Source organism: Streptomyces sp. NPDC060031 (assembly GCF_042736805.1).
Lineage (GTDB): Bacteria > Actinomycetota > Actinomycetes > Streptomycetales > Streptomycetaceae > Streptomyces.
The window spans coordinates 65,572-82,156 of the sequence record NZ_JBHWVM010000013.1; the positions used below are offsets into that span (position 1 = coordinate 65,572).

13 protein-coding genes and 4 pseudogenes are annotated in these 16,585 nt (G+C 69.2%); 7 read left to right on the forward strand and 10 right to left on the reverse strand.

Features of this window, described 5'->3' with window-relative positions; genetic code table 11:
- Positions 1–10: 10 nt before the first annotated feature.
- Complete coding sequence (locus ACFWB8_RS08415) at positions 11–583, forward strand: YceI family protein (RefSeq protein WP_385223713.1); 573 nt, start codon at positions 11–13, stop codon at positions 581–583.
- 364 nt (positions 584–947) lie between these two features.
- Here the strand turns inward: ACFWB8_RS08415 and ACFWB8_RS08420 are convergent, their stop codons facing one another.
- Positions 948–1,169 carry a three-helix bundle dimerization domain-containing protein gene (locus ACFWB8_RS08420; RefSeq protein ID WP_385223714.1) on the reverse strand — a complete coding sequence of 74 codons (222 nt, stop codon included), beginning with the start codon at positions 1,167–1,169 and terminating at the stop codon, positions 948–950.
- A 177-nt stretch (positions 1,170–1,346) separates the two neighbouring features.
- Positions 1,347–1,778, reverse strand: a complete 432-nt coding sequence (locus tag ACFWB8_RS08425; RefSeq protein ID WP_385223715.1) for a MarR family winged helix-turn-helix transcriptional regulator — start codon at positions 1,776–1,778, stop codon at positions 1,347–1,349.
- 61 nt (positions 1,779–1,839) lie between these two features.
- On the opposite strand from ACFWB8_RS08425, the gene ACFWB8_RS08430 reads away from it, so the two are divergent.
- Complete coding sequence (locus tag ACFWB8_RS08430; protein WP_385223716.1) at positions 1,840–2,637, forward strand: alpha/beta fold hydrolase; 798 nt, start codon at positions 1,840–1,842, stop codon at positions 2,635–2,637.
- Here ACFWB8_RS08430 and ACFWB8_RS08435 read toward each other — a convergent pair.
- Both ACFWB8_RS08435 and ACFWB8_RS08440 read right to left on the reverse strand, forming a co-directional pair.
- Positions 2,598–2,966 carry a nucleotidyl transferase AbiEii/AbiGii toxin family protein gene (locus tag ACFWB8_RS08435; protein WP_385223717.1) on the reverse strand — a complete coding sequence of 123 codons (369 nt, stop codon included), beginning with the start codon at positions 2,964–2,966 and terminating at the stop codon, positions 2,598–2,600. The genes ACFWB8_RS08430 and ACFWB8_RS08435 overlap by 40 nt on opposite strands.
- A gap of 255 nt (positions 2,967–3,221) precedes the next feature.
- Entirely contained in the window at positions 3,222–5,219 is a 1,998-nt protein-coding gene (locus tag ACFWB8_RS08440) for an NAD-binding lipoprotein (RefSeq protein ID WP_385223718.1), read from the reverse strand.
- 119 nt (positions 5,220–5,338) lie between these two features.
- Here ACFWB8_RS08440 and ACFWB8_RS08445 point away from each other — a divergent pair, with 119 nt between their 5' ends.
- The gene (locus ACFWB8_RS08445) at positions 5,339–5,578 is read left to right on the forward strand and encodes a hypothetical protein (protein WP_385223719.1); all 240 of its coding nucleotides are present in this window, start codon (positions 5,339–5,341) and stop codon (positions 5,576–5,578) included.
- 61 nt (positions 5,579–5,639) lie between these two features.
- Entirely contained in the window at positions 5,640–6,308 is a 669-nt protein-coding gene (locus ACFWB8_RS08450; protein ID WP_385223720.1) for a class I SAM-dependent methyltransferase, read from the forward strand.
- A gap of 22 nt (positions 6,309–6,330) precedes the next feature.
- Here ACFWB8_RS08450 and ACFWB8_RS08455 read toward each other — a convergent pair.
- A pseudogene (locus tag ACFWB8_RS08455) lies at positions 6,331–6,465 on the reverse strand (IS5/IS1182 family transposase); the annotation flags it as partial.
- Positions 6,466–6,517: 52 nt separating this feature from the next.
- Positions 6,518–6,844 (reverse strand): rhodanese-like domain-containing protein, encoded by a 327-nt coding sequence (locus ACFWB8_RS08460; RefSeq protein ID WP_385223721.1) that lies wholly within the window; start codon positions 6,842–6,844, stop codon positions 6,518–6,520.
- Between the two features lie 37 nt (positions 6,845–6,881).
- Here ACFWB8_RS08460 and ACFWB8_RS08465 point away from each other — a divergent pair, with 37 nt between their 5' ends.
- From ACFWB8_RS08465 to thrS, 3 genes and pseudogenes are all read left to right on the forward strand, one after another.
- Complete coding sequence (locus ACFWB8_RS08465; protein ID WP_385223722.1) at positions 6,882–7,496, forward strand: TetR/AcrR family transcriptional regulator; 615 nt, start codon at positions 6,882–6,884, stop codon at positions 7,494–7,496.
- A gap of 123 nt (positions 7,497–7,619) precedes the next feature.
- A pseudogene (locus ACFWB8_RS08470) lies at positions 7,620–7,772 on the forward strand (Tn3 family transposase); the annotation flags it as partial.
- 235 nt (positions 7,773–8,007) lie between these two features.
- Positions 8,008–9,240 (forward strand): annotated as a pseudogene (gene thrS, locus ACFWB8_RS08475) (threonine--tRNA ligase); the annotation flags it as partial.
- On the opposite strand, the pseudogene ACFWB8_RS08480 reads toward thrS, so the two are convergent.
- The 4 genes and pseudogenes from ACFWB8_RS08480 to ACFWB8_RS08495 form a co-directional block, all read right to left on the reverse strand.
- Positions 9,194–9,434, reverse strand: a pseudogene (locus tag ACFWB8_RS08480) (hypothetical protein); the annotation flags it as partial. The pseudogenes thrS and ACFWB8_RS08480 overlap by 47 nt on opposite strands.
- 596 nt (positions 9,435–10,030) lie before the next feature.
- Positions 10,031–11,539: a hypothetical protein gene (locus ACFWB8_RS08485; RefSeq protein ID WP_385223723.1), complete on the reverse strand. Its 1,509-nt coding sequence runs from the start codon at positions 11,537–11,539 to the stop codon at positions 10,031–10,033.
- 767 nt (positions 11,540–12,306) lie between these two features.
- Positions 12,307–12,561 (reverse strand): hypothetical protein, encoded by a 255-nt coding sequence (locus ACFWB8_RS08490; RefSeq protein WP_385223724.1) that lies wholly within the window; start codon positions 12,559–12,561, stop codon positions 12,307–12,309.
- A gap of 17 nt (positions 12,562–12,578) precedes the next feature.
- Positions 12,579–16,532 (reverse strand): polymorphic toxin-type HINT domain-containing protein, encoded by a 3,954-nt coding sequence (locus ACFWB8_RS08495; protein ID WP_385223725.1) that lies wholly within the window; start codon positions 16,530–16,532, stop codon positions 12,579–12,581.
- Between the last annotated feature and the right edge of the window lie 53 nt (positions 16,533–16,585).

Below are 16,585 nucleotides of genomic sequence, written 5' to 3' on the forward strand. Positions count from 1 at the left end.
AGGGGCGCGCATGGCCATGACCAAATGGTTCTTCGAGCCCGGTCATACCGGGGCGGAGTTCCGCGCCAGGCACATGATGGTCACCTACGTGCGCGGGCAGCTCAAGAACGTGCACGGCTTGCTGGAGGTCGATCCCGACGAGCCGGAGAAGGCGCGCGTCGAGGCGACCGTCGACGCTACCCAGATATACACCGGTCAGCCTGAGCGCGACGCCCACCTCCGCAGTGCTGATTTCTTCGACGTCGAGCACCACCCGACGTGGACGTTCGTCGGGTCGCGCATTCACCAGGTGAGCGGAACCGAGTTCGAGGTCATGGGAGATCTCACGGTACGAGGCGTGGCGCGCCCCGTAACCTTCGACGTCACTTACTTGGGACGGTGGGATACCCCGTGGTGGGAGGAGGGGCGGGACCTCGGGCCCAGGCGACGCGCCGGGTTCTCTGCCACGGCGCGCATCAACCGACATGACTTCGGGGTGAGTTGGAACGATGTGATCGACCGCGGCGGAGTGGTCGTCAGCCCCATGGTCGATGTCACGGTCGATGTCGAGGCCGTCCTCGAGCCCAGTGAAACGGCCGCCTGAGCACGACCAGCTCGGGCTCCGAGCGGACCGAGCCGTGAACGGCAACATGGGTGGGGCTTGCACAGCTCGCGATGGGATGACCGTCTGGACCGGTGGACCGGTAGAGATCACTCCGTCAGACCCCTTGGCTGGCCGCTGGCGGTGACAACCGCCTGTGCACCGAGAAAGGGCAGCCCTTGGTGGCGCGGCCAGGACCACCGGGTGACCATGGGCCACCCGTCTCTTTTCGGGCCGGCCGCGCCTGGGGTCCCCGCAACACACCGCTGATCCCAGGCTCGATCGCCGGGTCTGACGTACCCCGGCGTAGTCGGCTCGCGATCCCCAGACCGGCATCGGCATGCGGAGGGCGCTCACCCGTCGACCGTCAGGTACGGTGGTCCGTCTGCTCGTCGTCTGAGGGCAGCAGGTCCTTGGCCCTGCGCTCCATCAGGACCGGCAGGTAGGTACGCACACGTGCGTACCTGAGCTCGTCGTACGCCGTCCGAACTGAGCTTTCCACCAGTTCGGCGTCCAGCTCGGGGTGGGCCTTCATCAGCCGCTCCGCGACATGGCGGATGGTCAGGGCATCCTCCGACTCCGCCACCACGCACCTCAGCTTTCCTTCAGGGGCCGCCCTTCCTCAGTCTCGCGGAGCGGCCGTGACCCCGGAAGTCGATCTTCCGCCGCTCTACGCGGCCATCGGACGTACCTACGGCCGAAACCTGCTGCGCACTTTCCGGCGACCGGCGGTGGCTGAGTGTCAGGCGCCACCGTACCGTGGGCGTCACCGGTCGGCTGGGGCGCCCGCGCCGTCGCCGATGCGCTGGAGCAGGTCGAGCAACGTGGTGCGCTCGGCCGGGGACAGGGGCGAGTAGCACGAGGTGAGGACTTCGTCGGCGATCCGATGGCCTGTGCTCAGGACCTCTTCGCCGGAGGGGGTGAGGTAGTGCTCGATACGTCGGCCACGGCCCGGCCTGCGGTCGATCAGGCATAGAGCCGCCAATCGGCCGGCGAGCGTACCGAAGGCCTGCTCGCTCTGGAACGTCGCCGCGGCCAGGGCGCGAGCCGGCGCCCCGGGCGCCCGGCTGATCGCGCGGAGGGCGTCCCACTGAGCCAGTGTCGTGCCGGCGGCGCCGAGGCGGCTGTCCAGCGCTCGGTGCTGCTTGTACTGGGCTTGCTTCACCGCTCTTCCAAGGACCTGCAGTTCATCGGGCATGGCCCCATCCTAGGGCATAACTAAGCTTGTTTATATAAACAAGCTTAGTTATGGTCTGGGCATGTCCTCAAACAAGAGCGTCGCCCTGTACCCGGACCTGTCCCTCAACCTGACCGAAGCCGGAACCGGCAGGCCCTGCCTGATCCTTCACGGTGGTGGGGGACCGGCCACGGTCGCCGGACTCTCGTCCCACCTCGCACGGACCGCGCATGCCATCACGCCGGTACACCCGGGATGGGACGGTACCCCCCGCCCCGGATGGCTGACCGGCATCGACGATCTCGCCGTCGCCTACCTGCACCACCTCCAAGACCGCGGACTGCGTGACGTCCTGGTCGTGGGCTCCTCGGTCGGCGGCTGGACCGCCGCGGAGATGGCCGTACGGGACACTGGCGGAATCATCACGGGGCTCGTCCTGATCGACCCCGTCGGAGTCCACGTCGAGACCGAGCCGATCAGGGAGTTCTTCGCGCTCGACGCCCTCGGCGTGGCCGAGTACGCCTGGCACGACTCGGCCCGCTTCCACCGCGACCCCGAGATGCTCCCCGCCGCTCAAGTCGCCCTGCAGCGCGACAACATGGCTACTCTGCGCGTCCTCGCCGGTGACCCCTACATGCACGACCCGAAGCTGCTCCGCCGTCTGCGGCGCGTCGATGTTCCCGCCCTCCTGCTCTGGGGTGAGAGCGACCGCATCGTCACCCCCGCCTACGGAGCCGCGTACGCCGAAGCCTTCGGCAGGGGCCGGCTGGAAGTCATCCCCGAGGCAGGACACCTGCCCCAGCTGGAACAGCCGGAAGCGACCTTCGCCGCGATCGACCGCTACCTGCGCGGGATGACGGACGACCCTGTCGGCGCTTGATTGCCCGGCAACGTGAGCTGGGGCTGGTCGAACCGGCGTCGGATTGCGGCGGCCGTTTGGGGGGTGAGGGCGGAGGCGTACTCGGACAGGTTTGGTTCGGCCTCGTTCCGAGCGGCGAGTTCGAGCAGACGGGCTCGGCTGTAGCCGGCTCGGAGGAGGACGCCGATGTCGATGGCATCACGCACTTGGGCCCGGCCGAACAGGGCGCCGGTCTTGGCGGCTGCCAAGGCGTCCAGATGGAGGACGGGCCTCGTACGCCGCGGCGAGGCGGTCGATCGCCTGCGGCAGCTCGCCCTCGGCCGGTCCGATCGGAGTGAAGAGATCAACATTCATCACTGATCCGACTGACAAGTCGTAGGGCCTGGACCGCGTACCCGCCGGCTAGCCGGTAGCCGAAGTCCTTGGCGAGCGCTTCCAGGCCGAGGCGGATGACCCGACGGTGCAAGTCTTCCACCACGCGGCCACCGCCGTCGCGCTGGCGGTTCGGGAAGCGGGCCTCAAAGGCGGCCCTCGCCCGGGCCGGGCAGGAACAGGGCCCGCCAATAGCTCCGCAGCGTCCGGCCACGGCCGCCCCGGCGGCGCCGTCAGCTCTCGGCGAGCACGATCAGCCAGTCCTCCTCGGAGAACCGGACCCTCTGCCGCTTGTCGGGGTTGATCCGCACCCCGTAGTCGGGGCCCGTGGCGCCCCGCGCGCGCAGCCGGTACCCGACCGCGCATTCCCGGCGCCGCCGCGCCGACTCGACGGCGGTGGCGAACGAGACCTCATGACCGGCCCGGACGTAGTCCGCGGCCGGCTTGAGGTGGAACTCGTGGCCCTCCGCCTTGAACAGCTCCTCGAAGACCTCGGCGAGGTACGGGCTCTCCGAGATCTGGGTCATCAGAAGGCTGATCAGCCTGCCGCTCACGATGAAGTCGGCGCCTTCCCGGGCGGGTGCGAGGAGCCGGTTGCAGTCGTCGGACATCTCGGTGGTGAGGGCGAGTTCCCGCTGCGCGGCGTCCCCGATGGCCCGTAGATGCAACAGGGTGACCAGAGTCCTGTCGTCAGCCCGCGCCTCCGGATCCGTCACCACCGGAGCGAGGGGGGCAACGGCCGCGTCCCAGGCCCAGGCCGAGGCTGAGCCTGAGGCCGAGGCCGCGCCGGAGACCCAGGGCTCCGTCTCACCGATCACGATCACGCTGTGGTACGAGGTCACGTCCAGCTTGGCCAGGGTGCGCGGGTCGGTGATGTCCCCCTCGCGGAAGGAGACTTCGAGGCGGGACAGCGCTTCCGTGACGGCGCGGGCGCCGGGCGTGGCGGCGTACTCGCCGAGTGCCACGACGTCCAGGCTGGTCCCCGGGCTCACGTACTGGTCGAGCTGCTCGATGACGAGCGGGGCGCGGCGGTTCCAGCCGAGCAGGAGGAGGCGTTCGGCCTGGGCGAGACCGGGCCCGGCCGTCACGATCGCGTCCTCGTCGACATGGGAGGCCACGTCCGCCCGTACGGCCGTGTCGTCGTCCTGGGAGATGACGATGATCCGGTCGGCGGGGCCGATCTCCGCCCCCGGATCCGGATTGAGGGTGACGCTCCCGTCGGCGTGCAGCAGGCCGACCGCCGAGGACGTGGCGAACGACAGCAGAGCCTCGCCGAACGCATGCCCCACGAGGCCCTCGGCGGCGACCGGGTAGAACTCGTCGCCCTCGAAATCCAGCAACTCCGAGTAGACGAGGGAGAGGCCGGGCTGCCGGGCGGTCTGAACGAGGAGCCGGGCGACGATGTCGTCGACGCACAGGACGTGCCCCGTGGGCCCGGCGGCCAGCCTGGCGGTCATGTGGCTGCGGGAGTCTCGGACGGCGGCGACCACCACCGCTTCCCCCTCACCTGCGCCGGGGCCGGCCGCGTCGAGGGCGAGCAGGGTCTTCACCACCTGGACGTCACCGGTGTCACCGGTGGGAGGCAGCACCAGCACCGCCTTCGCCGTACGCGGACTCACCCGGCACAGCTCGGAGGGATCGGTGGTGCTCCCGTTGCGGCAGATGATCCGCGTCCGGCCACTGTCGCCGACGCGGATGGAGATCTCGTCCTCCATCCACACCTTGTCCTGCGGGGCGAGCAAGGCGATGGCGGAGCGGCGCTGGTTCGCGTTGGCGGCCACCAGCTCCCCGATGACGGGAAAGACCTGGTCCGACCATCCCAAGACCACGGTGTGCCGCGTCTCCAGCACGGTGGAGTGACCGAGGCGCAGCGACATGATGCGCTGGTTGATGCCCGTGGTGATCACACTGACCAGGGTCGATACGAAGAGCAACGCCACCAGCGCGAGCGAGACGGAGGCCAGCACGTAGAGCGGGGATCCGACCGCACCCCCGATCTTCAGCGTCTGGCCGACGCTGACCCACACGGCCGTGAGCCGGCCGGCGAGCGTGGCCGGAGCGGCCCGGTCGGACCAGACGAGGACCACGCTCGCCGGGACGACGACGGCGAGGCAGGCCAGGGAGAGCCAGCCGATGAGCGCGGTCGTTCCCCCCGAGACCAGATGGTCGAACCGGTACCGGAGGCGGAGCCGGAGTGACGTCGTGTGCTGCTGCGCCTGCTGCTGCGACACACAAGCTCCCGTACATGAGTCGACGTGCCGATCGGAGCGGCTGCCCGCCACTCCAGGAGTCACCCTAGGCAGTTCTCGGCATCCGCCCCCCTCGTACCCGACCGACCTCACTCAGAGGTATGAATGCGCGCTCCGTGGACCTGGCCCGGGGTGACGTCGGCGAACTGATCGAGGAAGCGCAGGTGCATGGCTGGGACGGCGGGGTCACCGCCCCGCCGCAGGGCCGCCTCCGCTTCCTTGGCCCTCAGAAGGTCCTCGCCCGCTGCCAACGCCTCGCCGGAACCCAGGACATCCCGGCCCGGCGCAAGGGCCGCCGCGAGTACGGAACCGTCAGCACCCTTACAACAGCCGGACCGTGACCGGTCGCAGCGCCAACGGCTGCACCGATGCTCTTCGCGGCCGCCGTCCTATTGTTGGCTGATGCGCGCACACCGTATTGACCGCCCAGCCGATCTCGACGTGGTCCGTGAGTCCTATGACCGCGTTGCTGACAACTACGCCCACATGGTGGTGACGACGGGATTCGGTGACATCCGTAGCCACCCATGGCTCAAGGCGTCAATCGACGCTTTCGCTGACACCGTGAGCGAGCTTGGGCCCGTCCTCGACGTCGGCTGCGGGCCCGGAACGGTGACCGCCTACCTCACCGAACGCGGACTCGACGTGTCCGGAGTCGATCTCTCACCCCGCATGATCGAAAACGCCCGCCGTCTTCATCCGCAATGCCGCTTCAGCGTTGCCTCAGCCACCGACCTCGACCTTGGAGAAGCCTCCCTTGGCGGCGTGCTCGGGTGGTGGTCACTGTTCAACCTCCCTCGCGACGTCCTTCCTCAGGTCCTCGCCATGTTCGCGCGCGCCCTGAAGCCGGGCGGCCACTTCATCACCGCAACGCACGTCGGCGACGAAGACGCGGTGCGCACCGAGGCCTACGGAGGTGTACCCGTTCGTTGGACGACGCACAAATGGCGGCCGGAACAGCTCGTGGACCTGATCGAGCAGGCCGGACTGCGCCCGGTCGCCGAACTTCGCCTCCCCGCAGATGAGCAATCCGGACCGGGCCTGGTCGTCATGGCCAAGCGCCCCGCCTAAGAAGTCGCGCAGACAGTCGAGTTCAAGGGCGCCGTTTCGGTCGGTTGTGCCAGCTGCGGGTTGTCCAGGCGCGTCGGATGAGGCTGCGGACGGTGAGGATCACATCGGCGAGATCGAAGAAGGCGTTGATCGCGGCTGCGCGGCGTTCGTAGCGGCGATCGCCAGGAAGGGCGAAGACTCCGTACGGAGTCTTCGCCCCGGGACGGAGGTCAGGCGGTTTCGGTAGGGAGGCCGGCCTCGACCCAGTCCTGAATGCCCTCGCGGTACTTGCGGACGTCGGTGTAGCCGAGGGCGCTGAGTCGATCGGCGACCTGTCCGCTGTTGGGGCACGCCGGGTTGGAGCAGTACGTGACGATCGCGGCGTCGCGGTCGGGGAGCAGGCCGGGCGCCTGGGCGTCGACGTCGGCCGGGATCAGCGCCAGGGCGCCGGGCAGGTGCTGCTGGGCATAGTAGGCGCCGCCGAGCGTGTCGACGACGGTCACGGCGCCGGCCTCGATCGCTGCTGCCAGCTCGTCGCGAGTGATGAGTGCGGTCATGTCACTGCCTCCAAGGGAATCGGACTACAGTCCTGTTATGGCTCACGACGATAACGGACTGCGGTCCGGTTCTGCAATGCCGCTGGAACTGCTGCAGACGCCGCCGCCCAAAGAGCGTGCGGACGCGGCCCGAAACCGGGCCGCGGTGCTGGAGGCAGCTGCCAGGCTGTTCGCCGAGCAGGGCGTCGAGGCGGTGTCCATGGATCAGGTTGCCGCAGCCGCCGGCGTCGGCAAGGGCACCCTGTTCCGCCGGTTCGGTGACAAGTCAGGGTTGGCTGCCGCCCTGCTGGACGCCCGCGAGCGCGTGCTGCAGGAGGCGGTCCTGCACGGGCCGCCCCCACTCGGCCCCGGGGCCCCAGCCGACGAGCGCCTGGCCGCCTTCCTCGACGCCTACCTCGACTACCTGCTGGAGCACCTGGCGCTGGTCCGGATGTCCGAGACCGCCACCCCCGGAGCCCGATACAGGATCGGGGCCTACCGGTTCTGGCATCGCCATGTGGCGATCCTGCTCGCCACCGCACCCGACCCCGATCACACAGCCCACGCCTTGCTCGCCGCCCTGGCAGCCGATCACGTCGCCGCACTCCTGCCGGAACTCGGCGAACAGCGGATGCGCAGCGGCCTGCTCCGCCTCGCCCACCGCGCGATGTGATGATCCCATCCCGTCGGCCACGGCTCAGCCTGCCCCAGGGGCCCTCGCCCACCTGCGCAAGCTCTAAGGCCGGGCATGGAGTCGGGGTGAGGTGACGATGGAACCGGCAGTGTGCTGCTCTGCAGGCTGGCCGTGATCGTCACCGACACCGCGTCGTACAGCGGCATCGTGTGCGGCCTGCTCACGCTCGCTGGGGTTCGTGTAGCACCGCAGTTGGCAGATCTACCCCACCAGAAGATGTGGCGCATCGACCGCACCGCCGACTGCGGCGCCTTCCCAACTTCCCGACCCGCCGGGCGGGCTGCGACCTCTGCGTGACCCGGGCGCCCCTGACGAGAAATGACCGTGTGGACATCGCTACGGCCTGCTACCGTCTGCGGCATGAAGCGCGCTGCTATGACGACGACGCCGGAGAGTGTCCCGGCGCGCTGACTGATGTCTTAGTCCGAAGCCCCGGGGCGAGTGCCCCGGGGCTTCGCCTTGCCGTCACTCGCCCGATGTCCGCGAGGAGACCGCCATGCATGACCACCGCAAGCTCGGCCGTGAACTGGGCCTGTTCGACACCGACCCGCTGATCGGCGCAGGCCTGCCGTACTGGCTGCCCGACGGTGCGACCGTACGGCACACCCTGGAGGAGTACATCCGCGCCGCCGAGCGGCGAGCCGGGTACCGCCACGTGTACTCCCCGGTCCTCGGCAAGCGGGAACTGTACGAGATCTCCGGGCACTGGGCGCACTACAGCGACGACATGTTCCCCCCGATGGACCTCGGCAGCGAGCAGGTCGTCCTGCGGCCAAGCCTGTGCCCTCATCACGCCGTGATCTACCGCTCCCGCTCTCACAGCTACCGCGAACTGCCCCTGCGCATGGCCGAGTTGGGTGGCATGTATCGCTCCGAGCTCTCCGGCGTGCTCGGCGGGCTGACCCGGGTACGGGCCATCCAGCTCAACGACGCGCACATCTTCTGCACTCTGGACCAGGTCGCCGAGGAGGCGCAGGCCGCGCTGGAGATGATCCGCCGGGCGTACGAGGCGCTCGGCATCACCCCGAGCCGCTACCGGCTCTCCCTACCGGGCCCCGGTGGCAAGTACGTCGCCGCCCCTGAGAAGTGGCAGCGCTCAACCGCCCTGCTGACCGATGTCCTCGACCGCTCCGGCCTGCCTTACGAGGCGGCCGAGGGAGAGGCCGCGTTCTACGGCCCCAAGATCGACGTCCAGGTCATCGACGGCGCCGGCCGGGAGTCCACCCTGTCCACCGTCCAGGTCGACTTCCACCAGCCCGAGCAGTTTGACCTGCACTACATCGGCGCGGACGGCACCAAACATCGCCCGGTGATGGTCCACCGCAGCGTTATCGGCAGTGTGGAGCGAGCCGTTGCCCACCTCATCGAACAGCACGGTGGGGCCTTCCCCGCCTGGCTCGCCCCTACTCAGATGGTGATCCTTCCGATTTCCGATGCCGAACTACCGGGCGCCGCGGCCCTCGCCGAGCGATGCGCCGGCCTCGGACTGCGGGCCGAGATCGCAGGACCGGACCGCGGCACTCTGGGCGCTCGTATCCGCGAGGCCCGTCTGGTTCCCTACCAAGCCGTCATCGGCGCCAAGGAGGCGGCGGACGATCACGTCGCCCTGCGTCTGCGTGACGGACGCCGACTCGACCCGCAGCCGGTCAGCGATGTACTCACCCGCATCAGTGCGCTCATCGATGCCCACAGCACCGACCTGTGGGTCGATGCTGCCGCATAGCAGGCGGTGCGATGTCCGGCGAGGCCTTGAAGTAGCGGCGGACGTTCTCCGGCTTCTTGTGTCGCGACTTGGCCATCAGCAACAGCATCAGCAGGCTCGCCCCGGCCTCGCCGAGGGGGTGGGGTGGGCCTGGGGGAGGGGCTGTAGTCGTGCAGGTCCCAGCCGCCTCCCGGCCAGCGCAGGGCGAGGTATTGGGTCGACGGAGTCGGTGCCGTCCGGGCGGTCGTACGTGGTGTCCGCCAGGCGGGAGTCCTTGACCCAGCCGCCCGCCTGGTTGCGGAGTCGGCCATCTCGTTCGCGGCCCGGCCGGACAGGTGGTTGCCGCGGTCGGTGGCGAGGGTGCGGTAGGTCGCGATCATCTCGCGGGCGAGGGAGTCGTCGGGGCGTTCGCCCTTCGGGTACCAGGTGACGATGCACGAGAGGAACTGCAGCAGGGTGTCGGGCTTCTAGCGGCCGGTGTCGATGAGGTGGCCGACGTACTCGGTGAGGTGGGCGGTGGTCGTGGTGGGGCGGGCGATCCGGCCGTGGGCCGAGCACCATCGTTCGTACGCGGTGCGGGAGGAACCCCGGTTGATTCGGGTGTTCTTGGCGCCGCGCCGATCGAGCCGGTCCTTGACGGCGGCCGAGACGGTGAAGTCCTCGTCGCTGAAGGCGGGTTGTGCGTCGACGGGCGGTGGCAGCTCACTTTCACCGATGACGCCTGGTCAAGCTTCCTGTAGTACATCGCCACTCGCTGAGCACGAAGAGGCCTGCCGCCTCACCAGGGCAGCAGGCCTCTCCGGTCAGCCGACTACGGCCGCGTCACCTCGATTGCACGGAGGTTGCGCAGCTTCCCCTCACCGGCCTCGAACTGGCTCGGGTAGAGCAGCTGCACGTCGATGAAGAGCGGCGTGCCGGGCTCGATGGTGTGGCTCTCGTCCGGGGAGGCGAGCAAGACAGTGCCGTCGGAGCCGTCCGAGACCACCTGGTACCACTGCGTCTGTGTCGGGTTGACACGCGCGGGCGAGACCGGGTCGAAGGAGATCTGCCACCAGACCACCCGCTGCTCGTTCGCCTCCAGCTTGAGCTTGTAGCTGAAGACGTACCCCTGGGCGTCCTCGGGCCAGGTCTGGCTCCACTGCCCGACGATCTCGTAGCCGATGCTGACCGGCGGGAGCTCGACATCGGTGGTGACCGAGTCGGACCACTTGGCGGCCATGTTGGAGCGGGTCGGCGACTTGACCAGCGCGGTGCAGGTGAACCTGCCCTCGTAGTCCGGCGCGATGGTGCCGCTGATGGTGATCAGCGCCTTGCTGCCCTTCGGCAGGTCGACCGGGATCACCGCTCCCTCAGCGGTCGAACCGATGCCGCTGACCGCTCCGTTCTCACCCCGGCCATCGATCTCCACATCGAGCAGCTCCGCCGGGATCGCACACTCCACCACCGCGTCGGGGGCGTCGTTCGGTCCGCTGTTCTCAACGCTGATCACGTACGAGATCCGGTCACCCGCCTTGGCCGTCTGCGGGCCGCTCATCTCCAGCGGTATGTTGACCGGCAGCGCGACCGTGAGATCCCTGATCCGGTGGACGGCCGTCGCCGCGCCCGTCCCGGCTGCGAAGCCGAGCTTGAAGGTCGCGGGCATCGCGACCTGGCCAGCCCCGCCGGCCAGGTCGAAGTCGTCGATCAGCAATACGCCGTTCGGATTGGCCTTGTCCGCGTGCCGCACGGTCAGCCGACCGCCGATGATCGACACCTGGATGTGCGCCCCCTGCTCCCACGGTGCGCGGAACCCGCCCGGCACCTGCGTACCGGTGAGCCACCGGAAGCCCTCCCTCCCGCTGCCCGAACCGCGCACGCCGACCGTGTTGGCGCGGCTGCCCGGGCCGCCAGTGCCGGCCAGGTCGGAGGCGAAGTTCCCGAAGTTGTCGAAGCCGATGCCCACGTAGCCGGCCGTGACGCCGTCGGAGACGATGGTGCCGGAGTTGTTCTTCGTGAAGGAGTAGCCGAGCGCGCCGCCGATGCCGCCCGGGCCGGTCGTCCGGTCTCCGTCGATCAGGTAGACGCTGAAGCCGTCGCCGAGGTTGGCGCTGCCCTCGCAGGAGTAGTCGAAGTCGATCGTGACGCCGAGCGTCGAGGAGAACGGCTGGTCGAGGAAAGCCGTCCCGGCCTTGCTGTTGGCGTTGGGGGTGAGCTCTAGGCTGCCGTTGTTCAGCTCCGCGCTGCCGAGCAGCTGCCAGTGCGGGTTCACCACGCTGCCCTGGGTGAACGTTTCGATGATCGGGAACTCTACCTGCCGAGATGCAGAGGCTTGAGCGGTCATAACTGATTCCTCCTGGGCCGAACGTGCCGTGGGACGGATGGTCACGCCTTGTTCCGCTTCGCTTTGCTCGCTTGAGATCTCACCCACGGTAAGTGCAGCTTGACTCTGCGCACCCATAAGATCCGGCATTGCTGGAAGAAGGGCCGATTTGCACTCCTTGACGACCGCGAGGATCCCATTGCTCGTGCGAGGTGGACGGCGACCGGTCGAGGATGAAGCGACACGGCTGCCCCATGCCGCGTCGGCTTCGTCGAGCATGCCGGTGAACGACGGGAATACGTGCGGCACATCGGCGGTGACGTCGAGGATGACGTCCGCGCCGGCCGCTGCCGCGCGGGTCGCCAGTCGGGTCGCGCCGGGTCAGGACATGCGATGTCGTCGTGCTCGCCGACGTGGAGGAAGAACCCCTTGCCGCCGTCACCGTGGAGCCGGCACCAGGCGCCCCCGCGCAGCACCATGGCGCGCGGGAGTCCGAGCCCGGTGGCGAGCGGGATGCGCGCGCCGTCGTGGTGGCCGGTGTGGGGCGGAGGAGGAGAAGGAGAAGAAGCCTTCGACCATCGGATACGAGTGCTGCCGGGGCGGACGGGGCCGGGATCCGCAGGGGGAGTCGGCGGGGGCGGACGGGGGATGTGATCGTGCGCGGAGCGTACCCGAGGCGCCGTCCGCCGTAGGAACCCTTTGCAGGCCAGGCACGTGTGGGCGGCGACTCCGAAGAGCCGCCGCCCACACTGTTTTTCAGCCGGTCAGGCCTTCAGCTGTCGGTGCCGTCAGCTGTTGTCAGTGCCGTCGGCGCTGTCGGCAAGCCCCGAGTGGAGCCTGTTCCAGTCGTCATTCTGATCACGCCATGCGGCACTCTCGTAAATGGCTGTCTTCGCTTCGGGCAAAGAGATTCCGAAAGTACGCGTCACCACGTAAATGGTCTCGATCGGCGACATTCCCCGGGTGCGCATCTCCCGGAAAACCTGCTCGCGGTCCAGCTCGCCACGCGCGGTCAATTCGGCTGCCAGTGCGTCCAGAGCCATCCGGTCCATGCTTATCCTCATCCTCCCAGGATCTCTGCCACGTCCAGCTTCATTGTCCCCATACGCTTGAAAATGGTGCCGTCAGGCTTGGGGATGTGCCTTTCGTAGGTGAGAACCACGGTCTTGAACCCATCGGCCTTCGCCTGCTCGGCCAGGGGTCGCTTCAGCTGGAGGACCTCGTCAACGCCGACGGGCGCCCTGTCGAGTCCATCCGTTCCCCTGGGGAACACCATGAGCCCGTCCAGCTGCAGGGTGTCACCGTTCCGCGTCACCGTTGCCATGGTTTCGAGGGTCCTTCCGTTGACCTCGAACGCGTCATCCCAGATGTCGCCGTCGATGAATCGCTGGCAAGGCGTGGTGTTGTGGACCAGAACCGGAGTGGTTCCTGCCACCACGTAGTAGGTGTGGAGGTCGTTGACGGTGAGGTTGTAGGCGGGCTGAAGAGTCTTCCAGTGGCGGATCCCGCTGATCTGCGCAGTGTCGCCCTCGGCGGTCCGAAGAGTGTCCCCGGCCTCGAGGTCGGCCGCGCTCGTCCACGCCTTCTCGTTCTGGGCCCAGAACGGGTGGTGATCCGTAGCGGTGACAGAGCCACCACCGCTCAGGGTGATGTCGGTGAAGTCGCGGTCGTCGGGCGTATAGATCGTGGCCTCGACGCGGCGCGGGCCGCTGACGCCGGTTTCCGGGTCGGTGGCGGTGACAGTGTCACCGACCTTGACCTGCTCGATCGCACGAGTGGTGCCGTCCCCCATCAGGACACGGGTACCTGCGGGGAAGCTGTTCGCGGCTCCCACCGCGCACTCGATGCCCTTGCGCAGTTTCCTGCCCTCGGCCAGGGCTTCGACGCCCTTCTTGCCCCACTTGAAGAGCTTGACTCCCTTGCCCCAAGGCGTGATGCCGACGACGGCCATGGTGCAGCCGCCCCAGGTGGGTTCCTGGATGCACCTCTGGACATCGGCGCCGCCGATGACTTCCCAGGCGCCCTTGAGAACGAGCTTGGTCAGGTCGGGGTCGGGGCTGGCGAAGACGACCTCGTCGGGCTCGGCGCCCATCATGCACGGGGGCAGGCTGTCCCGGTTGAACGGGACGATGCACTTCGGCTTCTTCTTCTGTGCCTCGGCCTGCTTCTTGCGGGCTTCCTCTGCCTGCCGACGCGCTTCGGCCTCTTCTGCCTCGCGCTTGACCTTGACCTCGGTCCACGCCTCGGACGCGAGGGTCTTGGCCTCGTCGGCGCTCTTGCCGGCCGCAGTGGCCGACTCCCGCGCCATGTCCGCCGACTGCTGTGCCTTGGTGGCCGAGTCACGGGCGTACTGCGCGGAGAATGCGGCCTGGGCGGCGGATTCCTCGGCGGCGTCCGCGTCGCGGTCGGCGGCGGCTGCCGCGTTGCGGGCGGTGGCGGCGGAGTTCTTGGCCGCGCTCGCGCTGGCTTCGGCGGCGTTCGCGGACTTGTTGGCGTCCGCGGCGTACTTGGCGGCGGAGTTCGCGGAATTCTGCGCTTCGGCCGCTGCGGCGTCGGCCTCGGCCTTCGCCTGGTTGGCCTTGGCCGCTGCCTCGGCCGCGCGCCAGCGGTTCTGGTTGGCCTTGGCCGCGATGCCGGAGGCTTCGGCGATCAGGCGGTCGATCTGGTTCTCGTGGTGCTCGGCGAGCTTGTCCTTGCGGTCGGCCATGTACTGGCCCACCGCGACGAAGTCGTGGAGCTGGTCGGCCGGGCCGGCCAGGGCGATCTTGGCCGCGGCTTTGACCTCCGGGCCGCCTTCGTTGACGAGCTTGGAGGTGATGACCTGCTCGTCGCTGTTGCGCGCCGAGTACTGGCCGACCATGAGGAAGGTGGCCAGGGCCTTGCCACTGCCGTCGGCGAGCGCCTTCTTGGTGGCGTCCTTGACGCCCGGGCCGCCGAAGTTGTTGAACTTCGAGACCTCGACCGCCAGGTCATCGGCGCCGGCCGTGTACTGGCCGGTGGTGTAGAAGCCGTTGATCTGCTCAGGCGTGCCCTGCGCAAGCGCGGTCGCGGCAGCGGTACGCACCGACGGGTACGGGCTCTGGCCACTGAGCTGGAAGACCCGCTCGCGGATCTCGTCCTGCCCGGCCTCCTTCCACCGCGTGCGCAGGTAGGTCAAGACCTCCTCGTCCGTCCCGGAGAGCGCAGTGGCTGCGGCGCCCTGGCTCCAGGGACCGCGGAGCTTGATGGCCTTCATGGCCAGGGCGCGGCCCTTGGCAGCGGTGGCCTTGACGTCCACGCCGGGCTGCGCCGCCTCGGCGGCCAGCGCCGTCGCCGTGGTGTCGAGGTTGCGGGCCTCGAGCTGCTGTGAGGCGGCGGCGGAGATGTAGGCGTCGGTCTGGTCCTTGCGGGACTTGGCACGCTCGATGGCGGCCTCGGTCCGGGTCGCCAGGTCGGCGGCCTCGGTCTCCCGCGCGATCTGGACGACGTTCTTCGCCGTGGTCACCGCCTTGTCGGCGGCCTCGGCCGCCGTCTTCGCGGCGTCCGCGTGCTTCGTCGCCTCGGCAGCGGCGTTCGCCGCCTGCCCCGCGTGGGCAGCGGCCTCATCGGCCGCGTCCGCGGCGGCGCGGGCGTGGCGGGCTGCGGAACGGGCCGCGTCGCGCGACTCGAAGGCGGCGTTGGCGGAGCGCTGGGCGAGCCCGGAAGCCTGGTCGGCGGCGCGGTTCGCGGCGTTCGCGTGGCGGCGGGCTTCGGCTGCGGCCTGGCGGGCCTCGGCCGAGGAGTTGCCGGCCGCGTCCGCGTAGTCGTTGGCACGATCCGCGGCATCGGCCGCCGCGTTGGCGTTGTCGCCGGCGCTCTGCGAGGCCTTGGCCGCAAGGCCCGCTGCCTGGGAGGCCTTGCCCGCCATCTCGGCCGCGAGGGCCGAGGTCTCGACGAGACCGGCCGCCGTACGGGCGACGGCGGCGAGGTCCCTGGCGCGGGAGGCCTGCGTGGCGTCGTTACCCGCGGCGATGGCCGCGTTGTAGGCGTCGTTCGCGGCATTCGCCGCGGCCACAGCCGCACTCGCGGTCTGCGCCGCCGCCAGCGCTGCGACCCGTGCGGCACGGCTGGCCGCGTTCGCGGAACTGATGGCCTGCTGGGCCGCAGCTGCCGCGGCGCGAGCCGCGTCGGCGGCCTGCTTGGCCTTCACCGCGGCGCGCGTGGCGTCGTTCTTCGCCTTGTTCGCCTCGTCGGCCGCCTTCAGCGCGGCCTCCTTCGCCAGCGCGGACGCGGCAATGGCACGGGCCGAAGCCTCCTCGGCCGCCTTCGTCGCACCTTCGGCCTGGATACCGGCCTGCTTGGCGTCCTCCGTCAACTGCGCGACGGTCGCGAACTCCTGGTCCCGGTTACGGGCGGTGAACTGCCCGATCTCCAGGAACTCGACCATGTCGTCCTGCGTCCCGCGCAGAGCGACCTTCGCCGCAGCCTGCACATTCGGACCGCCGGACGCCGCCAGCTTGGAAACGGCGACCTCGTTGTCCGATTCGCGCGCCGTGTACTGGCCCTCGTCGAGGAACTTCTCGATGGCCTCCGGGGTGCCCTTGAGCGCGGTCTTGCCCGCCTCCTTCACCCCGTTACCGCCCAGGTTGATGATCCGCGAGACCTCGACCTGACGGTCCTCGTTCAGCGGAGCCTTCCAGCCTCCGTTCAAGAAGGTGTTCAGCTGCGCCGGGGTGCCCTTGAGCGCCTGCTTGGCCGCCGCCCGGACCGCAGGACCGCCCACATTGAAGAGACGGCTCGCCGCGACGTAGTCGTCGTCGTACCGAATGGCATCCCTGTTGTCGAGGAACTTCTGGATGTCCTTGTCCGACCCGAGCAACGCCTGCTCGGCGGCCTCCCTGACGCCGGCTCCGCCCAGTCGCCAGTACTGAACGGCCAGCGGCCGCCCGGAGATGAAGGACACGTCGTCCTGCGTGCCCTGAGCCGCCGCGGGTGACGCGCCCACCAGACCGGCCAGCATCGCGGAGGGCAGGATGACACCGAAGGCGGCCTGCAAGGCTGACGTCCCCCGCTGCCTGCGCCTGCCGTGGACGGGGCGTGGCGCCCCGG